Raw genomic sequence first — 15048 nt, 5'->3', positions numbered from 1 at the left:
GGTTGTTCCGATCCTGCGGCGGGTACCCGAGCGACCGTGCTGAGAAACGCACTGTGGGAAGGCCTGGTCGCCGGTGCGGCCGGCGTGGCCGCCATGACCGTCGGGGAGAAGATCGAGCAGGCCGTCACCGGGCGACCGAACTCCCACGTGCCGGGCCGCGTACTTGCACGGTTGACGGGCGCCTCGGAATCGGCCGGACAGCACTCGACCGCCCTGAACTGGGCGATGCACTTCGGGCAGGATATCGCCCTCGGCGTCCTGCGTTCGGTCATGGCCGAGGTGGGCCTGCGGGGGCCGCTCGCATCGTCGAAGTTCACCGTCGTCCGTCTGACCAACGACCAGATCCTCGAGAACGCGACCGGCGTGGGAGCACCCCCGCAAACGTGGCCCCGTTCCGAGCTGGCGATCGACGTCCTCCACAAGAGCGTCTACGGCTTCGTCACCGGTGCCGTCGCCGACGCGGCGGTTACCGTATCGGTGTGAATGTCGAACCGCTGGACACCGGCACCGTGGCCGGTCACCTGCATCTTCCCGAGGGCAATCCGCGGGGTGCCGTCGCGTTGACGCACGGCGCCAGCGGCAACTGCGACGCCCGGATCCTGCAGCTGATGTGCTCCCGGTTCGCCGATGCCGGCTTCCTCGCCCTGCGCTACGACCTGCCGTTTCGCCGTCGCAAGCCCAAGGGACCCCCGCAGCCGTCCCGCGCCGCGGAGGACCGCGAGGGTGTGTCCGCCGCGGCCGCGGAGCTGCGCGACCGCGTGTCCGGGTCCTTACTGCTCGGCGGCGTCTCCTACGGCGGCCGGCAGACGTCGATGCTCGCGGCCGACGAACCCGGCATCGCCGACGCCCTCGTCCTGCTGTCCTATCCCCTCCATCCCCCGGGCAAGCCGGAGAAGCTGCGCACCGAGCACCTGCCGAAGATCTCGGTGCCCACGGTGTTCGTCCACGGCGACCGCGACCCCTTCGGTACCTTCGACGAACTGCGGGAGGCACTCGATCTCCTGCCCGCGGCCACGACTGTCATCGAGGTCACCGGGGCCGCACACGACCTGAGCCGCGCGAAGACGGATCCTTCGGAATCCGCCGTGTCCGCGGCGCTGCACCTGCTGGAAGAGAAGAAGTCATGATCGAACCCACCGACGTCGCCATCGACACGCTGCTCGCCGAGCTCCGCGACCGGCTCGACGATTCCGTCGACGCCCCGACGACCCTGCGCGGACTGCTCGAAGCGGTGCTCGTCGTGGGATCGGGTCTCGAACTCGACTCCATGCTCCAGCGCATCGTCTCCGCTGCGACCGCCCTTCTCGACGCCCGCTACGGCGCGCTCGGCGTGCGCGCCGCCGACGGTGGCCTGTCGGAGTTCGTGTACGTCGGGATCAATCCGACGCAGCGCGAGGTGATGGGCCATCTGCCCGAGGGCCGGGGCATCCTCGGTCTGCTCATCAACGATCCCCGGCCGGTCCGTCTCGGCGACCTGTCGAAGCATTCCGCCTCCATCGGTTTCCCGCCCAACCATCCGCCCATGAAGAGCTTCCTCGGAACTCCGATCATGGTGCGCGGCAAGGTTTTCGGCAGCATCTACCTCACCGAGAAACTGGGCGCACCCGAGTTCACCGAAGAGGACGAGGTGATCCTCAAGGTGCTCGCGATGTCCGCCGGTGTGGCCGTCGAGAACGCGCGCCTGTTCGAGGGCTCCCTCGACCGCGAGAGATGGCTTACCGCAATGGCATCCATCAACTCCCGGCTTTTGATGGGCGGGTCGGTGGACGAGACGCTGTCGATGCTCACCGGCCAGGTCCGCGAACTCGCCCGGTGTGCGGGCGCCTATGTGATGCTCGTCGACGGCCACCACGGCCGCCTGCAGGCCGCGTCCCCCGCGGCGCCGTGCGGGAAGGACAAGCGTTTCGATCTCACCGGATCGCCTGTGCTGAAAGCGCTCAAGAGCAGGCAGCCGATGCACCTCGATACCCTCGAGGGACTGCCACCGATGGAGCAGGGCGACGAAGGACACGCGGTGGTGCTGCCGCTGTCGGCGACGTCGACGGTCACGGGTGTGCTCGTCGCGACCCGCGAGGCCGGTACCGAACCGTGGGACGACGAGGACGTGGCCCGCTTCGAATCCATGGCGAACCTCGCGGCCGTGGCCCTCGAATTCGCCGAACAGCAACGCAAGAAGCGGTTGCTCGACGTGCTGGCCGATCGCGATCGCATCGCACAGGACCTGCACGACAACGTCATCCAGCGCCTGTTCGCCACGGGAATGAGCTTGCAGAGCGCGACCGCGGACGGAGCGAACAACGAACGCATCGTGGAGGTGATCCGCCACGCGATCGAACAGCTCGACCGGACGGTGCGCGAGATCCGCACGACCATCTTCGATCTGCACACCACCGGCGCGGCGGCGTCGAACAGCCTGCGCCGGAGACTGCTGGACGTGGTGGGCGACCTGAGCATCCACTCCTCGGTGGCGCCCAACGTGCAGTTCGTCGGACCCATCGACACGCTGGTGCCGATGCGCATCCACCCACACGCGGAAGCCGTGCTCCGCGAAGGGCTGAGCAACGCGCTGCGCCATTCCCAGTCCGACAACATCTCGGTGTCGGTCTCGGTTCAGGACGACTTCCGGATCGAGATCCTCGACGACGGCACGGGTCTGCCCGACATGCCTCGCCGCAGCGGGCTGGCGAACCTCGAGCGGCGCGCCGTGCAGTGCGGCGGGTCGTGCGAGATCGGTCCGGCCCACCCGCGCGGCACCCGGGTGCTGTGGGCGGTCCCGCTCTGACGGAACGGGTCCCGCCCGCATCGGACTAGGACGTCGGCTTGCCGCGCTCGTTGCGCAGCTCGGTGGCGAGCACCGCGGCCTGCGTGCGGCGCTGCATGCCGAGCTTCGCCAGCAGCCGCGAGACGTAGTTCTTCACGGTCTTCTCCGCGAGGAACAGCCGTTCGGCGATTTCCCGGTTGGTCAGGCCCTCACCGATGAGTTCGAAGACGGCGCGTTCCTGCTCCGACAGCTCGGCCAGCGGATCGGCCGTGCGCGACGCCCGGATCCGCTCCATGAGGGCGGCGGTGGCGCGGCTGTCCAGCAACGAGCCTCCCTCGCCGACGGTGCGGATCGCCGAGACGAGGTCGGTGCCGAGGATCTGCTTGAGCACGAACCCCGAGGCACCCGCCATGATCGCGTCGAGGAGCGCCTCGTCGTCGGCGTAGGAGGTGAGCATCAGGGCGCGCAGACCCGGCATGCGGGTACGCAGCTCGCGGCACAGTTCGACACCGTTGCCGTCGGGAAGCCGCACGTCGAGCACCGCGACGTCGGCACCGCTCTCGGGCACACGGGCCAGGGCCTCCCCCACCGAGGCGGCCTCACCGACGACGGTGAAGTCGGGCACGCTGCTCAGCAGATCCACCAGGCCGCGCCGCACGATCTCGTGATCGTCGACGAGGAACACGCGGGTCATCTCGGGCACCTTTCGTTGACATGCTGTCCCGTCATTGTCCCAGGTGTACCGCGATACCCACGTCCTCGGGGCCGTTCGACACCCATCTGGGGACCTTCTCCCCCTGCCCCGCGGGCACCGCCCGGGAGACGCTGGAGGAGCAGAGGTGGACATGTGGGGACGAACGAGCCGACGCGGAGGATGTCGTGACTGTCGATGCCGGAACCTGGTCGCTCGGTGACACCGAGATCATTGCGCGTGCGGTGGTGGAGGCACCCTCGGTACACGACACGCAACCGTGGAATCTGCGACTGCCCGATCACAGCGCCGAACTGGAGGAACGCCTCGAGTTCGCCGAGCCGGGACCGGACCCGCTGCGCGTCGACCGGTTGATCTCGTGTGGCACGGCCCTCGCGAATCTCGAGCTCGCGATCCGGGTCCTCGGCAACCGATCGCGCACCTCCGTGCTGCCCGATCCGCAACGTCCGGAGCTCATCGCCCGGATCGAGACGCTCGGCTCGGGTACCCCGAGCAGCCGCGACCTGCGGTTGTACGCCGCCATCTCGCATCGGCGCAGCCATCGCGAATCGTTCACCGACATCCCGGTGCCGACGGCGACGCTCGCCGACGTCGTCGCCGCGGCCGTGGAGATACCCGACGTCGACGTGCGTCTGCTCGCCGCCGACGAGGCCGTCGCCCTGGCGCAGGTGCTCGCCTATGCGGCGGAGGCCCGCCGGCGTCACCCGCACTACCAGCGGGAGATGTTCTCGTGGACCTCCCACTGGCAGCCGCGCGGCAACGCCGAGGTGGTCACCACCTGGAGCGCGACCCTCGACGAACACGGCGCGGCCGGCGAGGCCATGGTCACGTCGGGGATCCCCGACGTCGATGCGCTGGCGGCGGCGATCGCGCGCGAATCGGTGCTGCTGTTCTCCGCCCCGTCCACCTCGCCGGCGGATCTGGTCCGGGTGGGCGCGGCGGTGGAGCGGTGCTGGCTCGCGGCCATCGATGCGCGATTGTCGGCGTCGGTCGTGACGCATCCGCTGCGGGTCGAGGACGCCGGTTCGCGCCTGGCCGAGATGCTCGACCTGCCGGTCGTGCCGCTGGTGATCCTGCGCGTGGGTTTCTGACGAGAAGAGAGATCGAGGTGACGATGAGCGCACCGACCGAGGATCCGATCGACGATCCGACCCGCGAGTTGTTCCGCACGGCCCTGGACATGGCGCAGGCCGCCAAGGCCGGCAACGTCTCCGGGTGGCTGTCCGCCCGTTACGAGTGCGGGCGCGTCGAGGACGTCGCGTTCGTACTCTCGCAGATGCTCGGGGTGCTCATCGAGAACGGCGCGATCAGCCGCGGCGTGCATCCGGCCGACGCGTGGAGGGAACTGCGCGAGCGGGGCGTCGACGACTTCGGGTGACGCCCCGCATCGCTCCCTCGTCCGAGATCAGTCCTCGGTCTCCTTCGATCGGACGACGAGGACCGGGCAGTCCGCGGTCTGGATCAGCGCGTTGCTCGTGGATCCGAGCAGCAGTCCCTTGAATCCGCCACGTCCGCGGGTTCCGACCACGAGAAGCTGTGCGGTCTCTGCGTACTCGCTGAGCACCCGCACCGGCCGGTCGCGGGCGACGACACGTTCGACGGTGACGTCCGGGTACCGCTCCTGGTATCCGGCGAGACGTTCGGCGAGCACGATCTCCTCACCGGTCTGGATCCGGCTCCAGTGCGGGTCCTCCGGGACGGCGCCGAGCGAGGGCTGGACGCTCACGTCGCTCCACACGTTCACCGCGACGAGCGTCGCGCCGCGTGCGGATGCCTCCTCGAACGCGACCTCCACCGCGTCGCGACACGAGACCGAGCCGTCGACACCGACGACGACGGGCCCCTTTGTCGGCGGCGCACCGTCGAAGGTGCGGCCCCGCACCACGACGACGGGCGCCATCGCGTGCGAGACGACCGCCGTGGAGACCGAACCGGCGAGCAGGCCCTTCACCTCGCCGAGGCCGCGCGAGCCGACGACGAGCCGGTCGGCGTGCTCGGCCTGCGCGATGAGCGTGGGAACGACCTTGCCTTCGAGCTGTTCGGTGGTGATCTCGACGTTCCCGTGACGGTTCTCGTCGATGATCTGCCGGGCGAGCACGGCCGCGTTGTCGAGCCGGTCGCGGGCCGTCGCCTTCATCTCCTCGTGGAAGCTCTGCGCGAGGTAGGGCTCGGAGTAATAGAAGGCGGGGATGTGCACGACGGTGACGATGCGCAACGGCAGGCCGCGGATCGCAGCCGTCCGTGCCGCCCAGTGCACCGCGGTCGTGGACGCGTCGGATCCGTCGACGGCCACGACGATCGGCTTGTTCTCGGTCATCGCACGCGGAACCTTTCTCGGTGGGTCAGCCGCAGATCTGCCGCAGCTGTTCGATCAGTCGCACACGACCTGCGGTGTCGGCCGCGAAGGGGGTGACGTTGAGGGTGGTGACCCCGGCCTCCGCGAAGGCAGCGACTCGCTCCCGCACGAAGCCCTCCGAACCGATCAGGGAGATCGAGCGGAGCAGTTCGACGGGCACCGCCGCGGCCGCCTCCTCCTTCTTGCCGGCCAGGTAGAGCTCCTGGATGGTCTCGGCTTCCTTCGCGTAGCCGTAGCGGATCGCGAGGTCGTTGTAGAAGTTCTTGCCCTTGGCACCCATGCCGCCGACGTACAGCGCGACCATGGGCCGGACCCAGTCGAGCATGTGGTCGACGTCGTCGCCGATGGCGAGCGGGGTCTGCGCGTAGATCTGCAGGTCGCCGAGTGCGGGATCGCGCTTGGCCTTGCCCTTCGCGATCGATTCGCCCCACACGTCGGCGGCCTTCTCCGGGTAATAGAACAGCGGCTGCCAGCCCTCGGCGATCTCGGCGGTCATCTCGACGTTCTTCGGGCCGAGCGACGCGATGATGATCGGGATACGTTCGCGCACAGGCTTGTTGATGATCTTCAGCGGCTTGCCGAGTCCGGTGCCGCGGTCTTCGGGCAGCGGGATCTGGTAGTACTTGCCCTGGTGGTCCACCTTCTCGCGGCGCCACACCTGCCGGCAGATGTCGACGATCTCGCGGGTGCGACCCAGCGGCGCGTTGTAGGGAACGCCGTGGAAACCTTCGATGACCTGAGGGCCCGACGCGCCGACACCGAGCACGAATCGGCCGTCGGAGACGAAGTCCAGACCGGCCGCCGTCATGGCGGTGAGCGTCGGTGTCCGGGTGAACAACTGGAGGATGCCGGAGGCGAGTTCGACCCGGGAGGTCTTCGCCGCCAGATAGCCGAGCTGACTCACCGCATCGAACGAATAGGCCTCGGGTACGAACACGATGTCGAGGCCGGCCTTCTCCAGGTCGGCCACCTCCGCCGCGGTCTCCGCGAAACCTCCGCTGTAGTTCAGTCCCATCCCGATGCGCATGCGCCACCTTCGTCCCTGCTGCACACCCCCGTTCGGGGGCGCGATCGTCCATGTGCCCCGCACACTACCGCCGTCAGGAGGTGACCGGTCGCACCACCATCACCGGGCAGCGCGCCTCGCGCATGAGCGCGTTTCCGGTAGAACCGAGCACCATCCCCTTGAAGCCTCCCCTGCCGCGAGTCCCTACCACGACGAGCTGGGCTTTCTCGCTCCAGGACTGCAGATGGGCGCGGGGGCCGTCGACGTAGACCTTCCGATGGACCGTCACGTCCGGATAGCGCTCGCCGTAGCCCGCGAGGCACTCGGACAGCAGGGAGTGCTCGTACTCCTCGAACGCGCGGGGATCGAAGTCGAGGGGCGACTCGTCGATCTCCCCGACTTTCAGGTCGCTCCAGACGTGGACGGCGACGAGGTCGACCCTGCGCCAGGATGCCTCCTCGAACGCCAGATCGACCGCTTGGCGGCTCGCGGGGCTGCCGTCCATGCCGACGACGACGGGTCGCTCGTCGGGGACGGGCCCTTCCGGTCCCCGCACCACGACGACCGGGCATTCGGCATGACCGGCGACGGAGACCGGGGTGGAACCGAGGAAGGCCTCCCCCATCTTGGTGCTGCCGGTGGCCCCGAGGACGATCATGCGCGACGTGCGGGACAGTTCGACGAGCCACTTGGCGCTTCCGGTGAGGGCGAGCTCGGCGGTGATCTCGAGGTCCGGCGCCACCGCCTCGGCGGTCTCTGCAGCCTCCTTCAGGAGTGCCTGAGCCTCGGCCTCGCTCCATTCGAAGACCTGCGAGGGGCGGAAGAAGGGAAGTTTCGCCCAACCCGAGGGTGCGAAGTCCACCGCGTGGACGAGATGCAGTGGGATCTTCCGGCCGGCCGCGGTGGCGGCAGCCCACCTCACCGCCCGCTCGGAGGCCGGGGAACCGTCGGCACCGACGGTTATGTGGTTGTGGTCGCGGGGTGCTTCACCGAGAGGTTTCACGTCCGTGAGGCTAGTCGGATCCGGTACGTCCGGATACGGACTTTGGTCATCACATCGGGATTCCTTCGGTGGCAATGCATTCCATCGACAGCGATGTGCGTCACATAAAATTGTCATCGCGAATGCGAATTTACTAGCGTAGGGCCATGCAACTCACCCGGTTCACCGATCTCGGACTGAGAGTTGTGATGCATCTCGTCGCCGGCCCGGCGGGGAGTATGCCCGGTACCAGAACGATTGCAAACCAGCTCGATCTGTCGTACGCACATACGACGAAGGTCGTCGCCCGACTCGGCGAGCTCGGGGTGGTGGCCACCCGCCGCGGACGCGGCGGAGGCCTGACCATCACCGAACTCGGCCGCACGGCGAGCCTCGGATGGCTCACCCGAGCCCTCGAAGGTGAAGAAGAAGTCGTCGAGTGCGAAGGAGCGAAGCCGTGCCCCCTGCGTCACGGCTGCAACCTGCGCTCGAAGCTGCGTACCGCACAGGACGCCTTCTACGCCGCTCTCGACGACGTCACGATCGCCGACCTGGCGACCCCTGACGCCGGTCCGGTCCTGCTCACCCTCGAACCACCCACCGGCCGCTGACCCACGGCGAGGCTGCCGGTGCAGCCCGTCACGACACACACGAGGAGACACACCATGCCGCTCTCACCCGAATCCAAGGACGTCATCGCCGCGACCCTCCCGGCGGTGGGAGCCGCCATCGGCGACATCACCCCGTTGTTCTATAGCAAGATGTTCGCCGCCCATCCCGAGCTCGAACGCGATCTGTTCAACCGCGGCAACCAGAAGCAGGGTGAGCAGCAGAAGGCACTCGCCGGATCGATCGCGGCCTTCGCGACGCTCCAGCTCGATCCCGATCCCGCCCGTGTCGAGGCGATCCTGTCCCGCATCGCCCACAAGCACGCCTCGCTCGGCATCAAGCCCGACGAGTACTGGATCGTCCACAAGCACCTCTTCGAGGCGATCGTCGAAATCCTCGGAGAGGCAGTGACTCCGGAAGTCGCGAAGGCGTGGGACGAGCTGTACTGGCTGATGGCCAATACCCTCATCTCGATGGAGGCCGATCTGTACCGGGCCGCAGGTGTCGAGGCCGGCGACGTCTGGCGCACCGTCCGCGTCGCCGACCGCGTCCACCAGTCCGCCGACACCGTCTCGTTCGTGCTCACCTCGCTCGACGGTTCCCCGCTGCCCACCTTCCGTCCGGGCCAGTATCTCTCGGTCGGCGTCCGCCTCCCCGACGGCGCCCGCCAGATCCGTCAGTACAGCCTGTCGAGCGCACCCGCGAAGGGCGACTGGCGTATCACCGTCAAGCGGGTCCTGGAGACCACCGCACCCGACGGCACCGTGCTTCCCGCCGGTGAGGTGTCGAACTTCCTGTACAACAACGTCTTCGAGGGCGACGAGCTGGAAGTCACCACTCCCTTCGGCGATCTCGTACTCACCGAGGACGACACCCCGATCCTGTTGGCGTCCGCCGGCATCGGATGCACCCCGATGATCGGCATGCTCGATCATCTCGCCGGCGTCGGCGACGAGCGTCCCGTCGCGGTCCTGCACGCCGACCGCTCGGTCGCGAGCCACGCCCACCGCCGCGAGCTCGAGACGCTCGCCGAGAAGATCCCGTCGGCCCAGCTGTACCGCTGGTACGAGGACCTCGGCAACCGCCGGCCGCTCGAGACGGTCCGCGTCGGACGTGCCGACATCTCCGATCTGCCGCTCGATCCGAAGACCCAGGCCTACCTGTGCGGCCCGCTGCCGTTCATGCTCTCGCTGCGCGAGGCCCTGATCGAGCGCAACGTCCCGGCCGAGAACATCCACTACGAGGTGTTCGGACCCGACAGCTGGGCGCCTGCCTCCTGATCCGACCCGATCCGATCGCGGTGCCCCGGCCGAGTCTGCCGGGGCACCGCTGCATTCGCGGCTAGGCTGCACCCATGGACTCCGCCGCGGCTGTTCGCCACCCGGCCCCGTCCCCGCGTAGCCGATTCCAGGCACTGGGTAGCAGTGTCCTCGCGCTGATCGGAGTCCTTCTCATGGCGGGCCTCGTTGCGCTGTTCCCCGGGTCCGACGAGCCGCTCGGAACCGATGCACCCGCCGACGTCTTCAGCGCCGCCCGCGCCGGTGAACACATCGACGCGATCGCCACCGGCCCACGACCGCCCGGGTCGACCGCCCACGCCGCCGCCCGCGACCATCTCGTCGCCGTCCTCGAGGATCTCGGGTGGTCCACCCGCGTCGACTCCGGCGTGGGATGGATGGCGCGGTCCGGTGAGGCGACCCAGCGCGGCGCCCGCGTGCAGAACATCGTGGCGACCCGAGCCGGTACCGATCCCACCGGCACCGTCGTGCTCGCCGCGCACTACGACACGGTCCGGGGCTCCCCCGGCGCGAGCGACGACGGGATCGGCGTCGGCACGGTCCTCGAGGTCGCCCGTGCCATCGAGTCCGGTCCTCCCTCGCGGAACGACGTCGTCGTCCTGCTCACCGACGGTGAGGAGAACGGTCTGCTCGGCGCCCACCGGTTCGTGGGCACGGAGTCGGTGCGGGCCGGTCCCGTCGTCGTGCTCAACCACGAGGCGCGCGGAAACGCCGGTACTCCGACGACCTTCCGGATCACCTCACCGAACGGCGTCCTGATCGACAGCCTTGCGGGAGCGCCGGGAGCGAACGCCGACTCCCTCACCGAACTGATCTTCGAGGCACTGCCGAACGACACCGATTTCCGACGCTTCGCCGAACACGGCCACCACGCCCTCGACACCGCGATCTCCGCGGGCTCGGCGTACTACCACAGCCCTCTCGACACCCCCGACCGTCTCAGCCGGACGTCGCTGCAACACATGGGCGACACCTCCCTCACGACCGCCCGCACGCTCGCCGGATCCGATCTCACGACCGTCGACGACGGCGGCGACCAGGTCGTGACGACCGCGCCCTGGGGACTTCTCCACATTCCGCGCTGGGCCGAGATCGTCGGGGCGATCACGCTGGCCGGAATCGTGGGGGCGATCGTCGTACTGCAGGTGCGCCGCGGCGAGACGTCTGCCTGGCAGGTCGGCGCGGCCGTGGCCGTGGCCCTGCTCGCCGCCGTGCTCGCGGCGGGCGCGGCGTGGCTGCCGTGGTGGATCGTGCAGACCGTCGATCCGGGCATGGCCGCGCCGGTCGCCGACGAGCCCTACCGGCCGGGTGTCTTCCAGTTCGCGGCGGTCGTCGCGGCCCTCGGCGTCCTGCTGGTCGCGCGATCGTGGTGGGGTCGCGGCCGTCCGGCCGCCGCGCTCACGTGCGGAGCGTTCACGCTCGTCGCGCTGCTCGCGCTCGCCGGCATCCCCTTCGCCGGTGTGCCTCTGACAATGCTCGTACTCATCCTGCCGGCGGCGCTGGGTCTGCTGGTGGCGCTGCTCCTTCCGCAACGCGACACGGTGTGGCCGCTCGTCGCGATCACGCTGGGCGCGCTCGGGTCGCTGATCTTCGGCCTGCCCGCCGTGTTGGTGTCGTTCGACGCCGGACTCCTCTACGGGGCACCGGTGGCCGGTCTGTTCGTCGCATTCACGTTCGCCGCGGTACTCCCGCTGTGCGAGCCGTTCGCGTCGACCACCCGCGGGCTCGTCGTCTCCGCGACCGGCACGATCGCGATCGTCGTGGTGGGCACGCTGCTCGCCGGCTACTTCAACCGGGACGGGGCGACCGATCCCCGGCAGGAATACCTTTGGTACTCGCTCGACGCCGATCGGGGTGCCGCGGTGTGGGGATCGCCGGACGGCCCGAGATCCGACTGGAGCGAAGGGCTGCTCACCACCGGTCCCGAATCGCTCCCCACCGCCTTCCCGTGGCGGGAGTACCGGCCGATGTACCACGGGCCCGCTCCGGTCGCCGACCTCGAGGCGCCCGAGGTCGAGATCCTCGAGGACACGACCGGCGGAAGCGCCCGGAAGATACGACTGCGGTTGAGCTCACCGAGGAACGCCCAGGCTGTCGGGTTGTGGATCGACAACACCACCGCCCACGTCCACGGCGCGACGGTGGACGGCTTCCGCGCCGAACCGTCCGACGACTTCGGTTTCCTGTTCTGGGCTCCCGGCGCCGACGGGATCGAGGTCGAGCTGACGTTGAGCATGCTCGAGAGCCGCCTAGGCGTCCGCGTCGCCGATCTCGGTGACGATCTCGGCGAAGTAGCCGGCTTCGAGCCACCCGCGGATCGCGTCGTCGTCCAGCCGACGGTGGCCGTGACGCGGACCCTGCAACTGTAGGGCCGTCACTCCCACTCGTGAGCGGGAGTACCCGAGGCCATGTTCTGCACGTAGTCCTTCATCATCCCGAGCAGGGCGGTGCGACGGTTCTCGCCGGCAGCCTCGCGTCGGGCCACCTGCCGTCGTTGCCACGCCGCCCCGGTCTGCCGAGTCAGTGCACGCCCCTCGACGATGCCGAGATAGCGGTCGCGGACCGCCGCCGACAGTCCGTATGCCTCGAGGCCCTGGTGCGCAAGCGGCAACAGGCACCGCAGCACGAGTTCGTCGGCGCCGACCCATCCGGTGCGCGGCCAGTACAGCTTCGCGTCGAGACCGAACTTCGCACCGAGCACGAGGTTCCGCTCGGCGGCGTCGAAGCTGAGGTCGCGCCAGAGCGGCTCGTCGGCGTCGGTGAGGGCGCGCAGCGTCCCGTAGTAGAAGGCGGCGTTGGCCATGGTGTCGAGGACGGTCGGTCCTGCCGGGAGCACACGGTTCTCGACGCGCAGGTGCGGATGGCCGTCGCTGATGTCGTAGACGGGCCGGTTCCACCGGTAGATGGTGCCATTGTGCATCTGCAGTTCGCGCAGTTCGGGAACCTGCCCGGCGTCGAGTTCGGACATCGGATCGACGTCCGAGACCTCCGGCAGGAGCGCTGTGAAGTAGCGGGAGTTCTCCTCGAACAGGTCGAGGACGGAGTCGATCCATCGCTCACCGAACCACACGCGGGGACGGACGCCCTGGTTCCGCAGTTCGAGCGGGCGTGTGTCGGTGGCCTGCGCGAACAACGGGATCCGGCTCTCGTGCCACAGCGCCTTGCCGGCGAGGAAGGGCGAGTTCGCCGCGAGCGCGACCTGCGCTCCGGCCAGGCACTGGGCGGCGTTCCAGTGCGTCGCGAAATCTTCGGGGGCGATCCGCAGGTGCAGCTGCAGGGACGTGCAGGCAGCCTCGGGGACCACCGAATTCATGTCTGCACGAAGGGTTTCCACGACATCAGTGCCGGGCAACGGCACACCGTCGAGATCGAGTTCGATGTCCTCGCCGCGCGCCGCGAAGATCTGCTCGTTGAGCGCTTCGTAGCGGGGATTGGCGGTGATCCGGCCCCGTTCGAGATCGTCGAGTTCGAGCGTGGGCAGCATGCCGATCATGACCAGCTGCGCGTCGTGCAGGTGCATCCGCTCGTCGGCGCGCCGCAGCGACGACCGCAGCGACTCTTCGAGTTCGAAGGGTTCGTCGCCGGTGAGACGTCGTGGCTCGACGTTCATCTCGACGTTGAACTGGCCGAGTTCGGTCTGGAAGACCGCGTGATCGTCGATCGCCTGGAGTACCTCGAGGTTCGACATCGCGGGCGACATGTCGTCGCGGACGAGGTTGAACTCGATCTCCATGCCGAGATGCGGTTCGGGTGACGAGTGCACGTCGACGAAGACGTCCTCTCGAAGCATCCGCTCGAGCGCCTTCATGCAGTCGCGAACCTTGCTCCGGAACATCCGCCGGTCTTCCCCGGTGAACGAACGAGCGGATATCTCAGCTCCCAATGGAACCCCCGGGTCGGCGCGCGGTCTGTCGAGCCAAGCCTAGCGCGCGCTCATGCTGGCGGTGGGATCGACGGCGTGCCGTCGGGTGGGATCGAACACTGCGGTGGGATCGACGGCGCGCCGTCGGGTGGGATCGAACACTGCGGTGGGATCAGACGGCGCGGTAGCCGCCCCAGTCGGTGACGACGCCGCGATCGCTCAGCCACGCGTTGGGGTTGATCTTGGTTCCTTCGGTGTCCCAGACCTCGAAGTGCAGGTGCGGTCCGGTGGACCAGCCCTCGTTGCCGACGGTGGCAATCTGCTGGCCGGCGTTGACACGCTGACCGGCCGAGACCTGGTAGGTGCTCACGTGACCGTAGACGGCGGTGGTGCCGTCGTCGTTGAGGACGCGGACCCACTGGCCGAAGCCGGAAGCCGGTCCGGCGTCGAGGACCGTGCCGTTGGCCGCGGACTTGATGGGCGTGCCGATCGGAGCGGCGATGTCGATGCCGCCGTGGTGGGCGCCCCAGCGCGGACCCCAGTCGGAGGTGAGGGTGCCGGAGACGGGCTGGACGGCGGAGGGAGAAGCCGGGTTGAGCTGGTCGAGCCAGCTGGGACCCGAGAACTGATCGAGGAAGCCGGTGACCTCGGCCGGAAGCTCGGGTGCGCCCTGCTCGGCCGGGGTGGTGATGCCGGGGATGGCCGGGATCTCGACACCCTCGGGCAGCAGGCCCGCGGGGAGCTCGAAGGGCAGGCTGGGCGCGGGGGCCTCGGCCTGGACGTGGTCGTGGCCGGGATGCGCGGCAGCGGTGCCGGCGCCGATCTGCGAGCCGACAGCGAAGAAGGCACCCGTGGCAGCGGCGACGGTGGCGGCCTTGACCGGAGCGGACGTACCGGTGGGCTCGACGCGGTGACGGCCCTTGCCGGAGAAGGGCGCGCCAATCGTCTCGAGGTCGAATGCTGCGTCTTCGCGCGTGCGCTGATGGCGTCCCACAGTATGTCCCTTGTTTCGTCCCGACTTCGACCGGGTATCCCCGGCCGCACCTGGCGACCCAAGGTAACAAAACGGTATAGGGAAAGGCCAGTGTTACCTTTCCTTGATCTCAATCGGCGGGAACCTGCAGGTCATACGCGCCACCTCGAGAGCCTCGGGAGCGGGCGCTTGGTTACGGCGCATGCCCGGCGGCTACACTCACAACGCGCCAAGGTCGGCTCCGCCCGGCCGGACGCCTCCGTAGCTCAGGGGATAGAGCACCGCTCTCCTAAAGCGGGTGTCGCAGGTTCGAATCCTGCCGGGGGCACACATCGGGTTCCGCTCGCATCCGCAAGCACTGGCGGACCCACTCCCTCGAACAGCACAGGCATCGTCCTGCCCACGCATCACGGTTCGATCTAGTCAGCCATCCACCGTCCGCGCGACAGTTAGCATCCACAACGACGCCGCTCGACGACGACGGAATTC

At 68.7% G+C, this 15048-nt stretch carries 14 protein-coding genes and 1 tRNA gene; 9 read left to right on the top strand and 6 right to left on the bottom strand.

Annotated features, from left to right (window positions below):
* Positions 1-36 precede the first annotated feature (36 nt).
* Genes NVV99_RS06920 through NVV99_RS06910 form a run of 3 tightly spaced genes read left to right on the top strand, consistent with a single transcriptional unit; the run spans position 37 to position 2782 of the window.
* Entirely contained in the window at positions 37-483 is a 447-nt protein-coding gene (locus NVV99_RS06920) for a hypothetical protein (protein ID WP_024103155.1), read from the top strand.
* Positions 480-1127 (top strand): alpha/beta family hydrolase, encoded by a 648-nt coding sequence (locus NVV99_RS06915; RefSeq protein ID WP_024103154.1) that lies wholly within the window; start codon positions 480-482, stop codon positions 1125-1127. The genes NVV99_RS06920 and NVV99_RS06915 overlap by 4 nt, the downstream gene beginning before the upstream one ends.
* Positions 1124-2782, top strand: a complete 1659-nt coding sequence (locus NVV99_RS06910; RefSeq protein ID WP_064256939.1) for a GAF domain-containing sensor histidine kinase — start codon at positions 1124-1126, stop codon at positions 2780-2782. Before NVV99_RS06915 ends, NVV99_RS06910 begins: the two co-directional genes overlap by 4 nt.
* Positions 2783-2807: 25 nt before the next feature.
* Here NVV99_RS06910 and NVV99_RS06905 read toward each other — a convergent pair whose 3' ends face one another.
* Complete coding sequence (locus NVV99_RS06905) at positions 2808-3455, bottom strand: response regulator transcription factor (RefSeq protein ID WP_024103152.1); 648 nt, start codon at positions 3453-3455, stop codon at positions 2808-2810.
* Between the two features lie 185 nt (positions 3456-3640).
* Here NVV99_RS06905 and NVV99_RS06900 point away from each other — a divergent pair, with 185 nt between their 5' ends.
* Both NVV99_RS06900 and NVV99_RS06895 read left to right on the top strand, forming a co-directional pair.
* The gene (locus tag NVV99_RS06900; RefSeq protein WP_024103151.1) at positions 3641-4564 is read left to right on the top strand and encodes a nitroreductase family protein; all 924 of its coding nucleotides are present in this window, start codon (positions 3641-3643) and stop codon (positions 4562-4564) included.
* A gap of 17 nt (positions 4565-4581) precedes the next feature.
* Entirely contained in the window at positions 4582-4851 is a 270-nt protein-coding gene (locus tag NVV99_RS06895) for a hypothetical protein (protein ID WP_006551566.1), read from the top strand.
* Positions 4852-4878: 27 nt separating this feature from the next.
* Here the strand turns inward: NVV99_RS06895 and NVV99_RS06890 are convergent, their stop codons facing one another.
* The 3 genes from NVV99_RS06890 to NVV99_RS06880 all read right to left on the bottom strand — a co-directional run bounded on the left by NVV99_RS06890 (position 4879) and on the right by NVV99_RS06880 (position 7838).
* A complete protein-coding gene (locus NVV99_RS06890; RefSeq protein ID WP_024103149.1) occupies positions 4879-5790 on the bottom strand; it encodes a universal stress protein in 912 nt (303 codons plus the stop codon).
* A gap of 25 nt (positions 5791-5815) precedes the next feature.
* On the bottom strand, positions 5816-6856 hold the full coding sequence (locus NVV99_RS06885) for an LLM class F420-dependent oxidoreductase (protein ID WP_006551568.1): 1041 nt from the start codon (positions 6854-6856) through the stop codon (positions 5816-5818).
* Positions 6857-6929: 73 nt separating this feature from the next.
* A complete protein-coding gene (locus NVV99_RS06880; protein WP_260782770.1) occupies positions 6930-7838 on the bottom strand; it encodes a universal stress protein in 909 nt (302 codons plus the stop codon).
* Positions 7839-7984: 146 nt separating this feature from the next.
* Here NVV99_RS06880 and NVV99_RS06875 point away from each other — a divergent pair, with 146 nt between their 5' ends.
* From NVV99_RS06875 to NVV99_RS06860, 3 genes are all read left to right on the top strand, one after another.
* Positions 7985-8428 carry an Rrf2 family transcriptional regulator gene (locus tag NVV99_RS06875; RefSeq protein WP_024103147.1) on the top strand — a complete coding sequence of 148 codons (444 nt, stop codon included), beginning with the start codon at positions 7985-7987 and terminating at the stop codon, positions 8426-8428.
* Between the two features lie 54 nt (positions 8429-8482).
* The gene (locus NVV99_RS06870; protein WP_019289865.1) at positions 8483-9706 is read left to right on the top strand and encodes a globin domain-containing protein; all 1224 of its coding nucleotides are present in this window, start codon (positions 8483-8485) and stop codon (positions 9704-9706) included.
* Between the two features lie 74 nt (positions 9707-9780).
* Positions 9781-12093 (top strand): M28 family peptidase, encoded by a 2313-nt coding sequence (locus tag NVV99_RS06860; protein WP_041803557.1) that lies wholly within the window; start codon positions 9781-9783, stop codon positions 12091-12093.
* A 5-nt stretch (positions 12094-12098) separates the two neighbouring features.
* Here NVV99_RS06860 and NVV99_RS06855 read toward each other — a convergent pair whose 3' ends face one another.
* Complete coding sequence (locus tag NVV99_RS06855; protein ID WP_024103144.1) at positions 12099-13607, bottom strand: glutamate-cysteine ligase family protein; 1509 nt, start codon at positions 13605-13607, stop codon at positions 12099-12101.
* A gap of 151 nt (positions 13608-13758) precedes the next feature.
* Positions 13759-14580 carry a M23 family metallopeptidase gene (locus NVV99_RS06850; RefSeq protein ID WP_024103142.1) on the bottom strand — a complete coding sequence of 274 codons (822 nt, stop codon included), beginning with the start codon at positions 14578-14580 and terminating at the stop codon, positions 13759-13761.
* A gap of 234 nt (positions 14581-14814) precedes the next feature.
* Between NVV99_RS06850 and NVV99_RS06845 the strand changes: the two genes are divergently transcribed.
* Positions 14815-14887, top strand: a tRNA-Arg gene (locus NVV99_RS06845).
* The last annotated feature ends 161 nt before the right edge of the window (positions 14888-15048 follow it).

It is taken from the genome of Rhodococcus sp. PAE-6 (assembly GCF_025290685.1).
In the GTDB taxonomy this organism is placed as follows: domain Bacteria; phylum Actinomycetota; class Actinomycetes; order Mycobacteriales; family Mycobacteriaceae; genus Rhodococcus; species Rhodococcus pyridinivorans.
Note: the sequence above shows the minus strand (reverse complement) of the source record. Positions and strands in the feature narration are given on the sequence as shown.

Bases quoted from the DNA above. Each gene is read 5' to 3' on its own strand.
- NVV99_RS06910 (WP_064256939.1), top strand. From the start codon at position 1,124: ATGATCGAACCCACCGACGTCGCCATCGACACGCTGCTCGCCGAGCTC.
- NVV99_RS06905 (WP_024103152.1), bottom strand. From the start codon at position 3,455: ATGACCCGCGTGTTCCTCGTCGACGATCACGAGATCGTGCGGCGCGGC.
- NVV99_RS06890 (WP_024103149.1), bottom strand. From the start codon at position 5,790: ATGACCGAGAACAAGCCGATCGTCGTGGCCGTCGACGGATCCGACGCG.
- NVV99_RS06885 (WP_006551568.1), bottom strand. From the start codon at position 6,856: ATGCGCATCGGGATGGGACTGAACTACAGCGGAGGTTTCGCGGAGACC.
- NVV99_RS06875 (WP_024103147.1), top strand. From the start codon at position 7,985: ATGCAACTCACCCGGTTCACCGATCTCGGACTGAGAGTTGTGATGCAT.
- NVV99_RS06870 (WP_019289865.1), top strand. From the start codon at position 8,483: ATGCCGCTCTCACCCGAATCCAAGGACGTCATCGCCGCGACCCTCCCG.
- NVV99_RS06860 (WP_041803557.1), top strand. From the start codon at position 9,781: ATGGACTCCGCCGCGGCTGTTCGCCACCCGGCCCCGTCCCCGCGTAGC.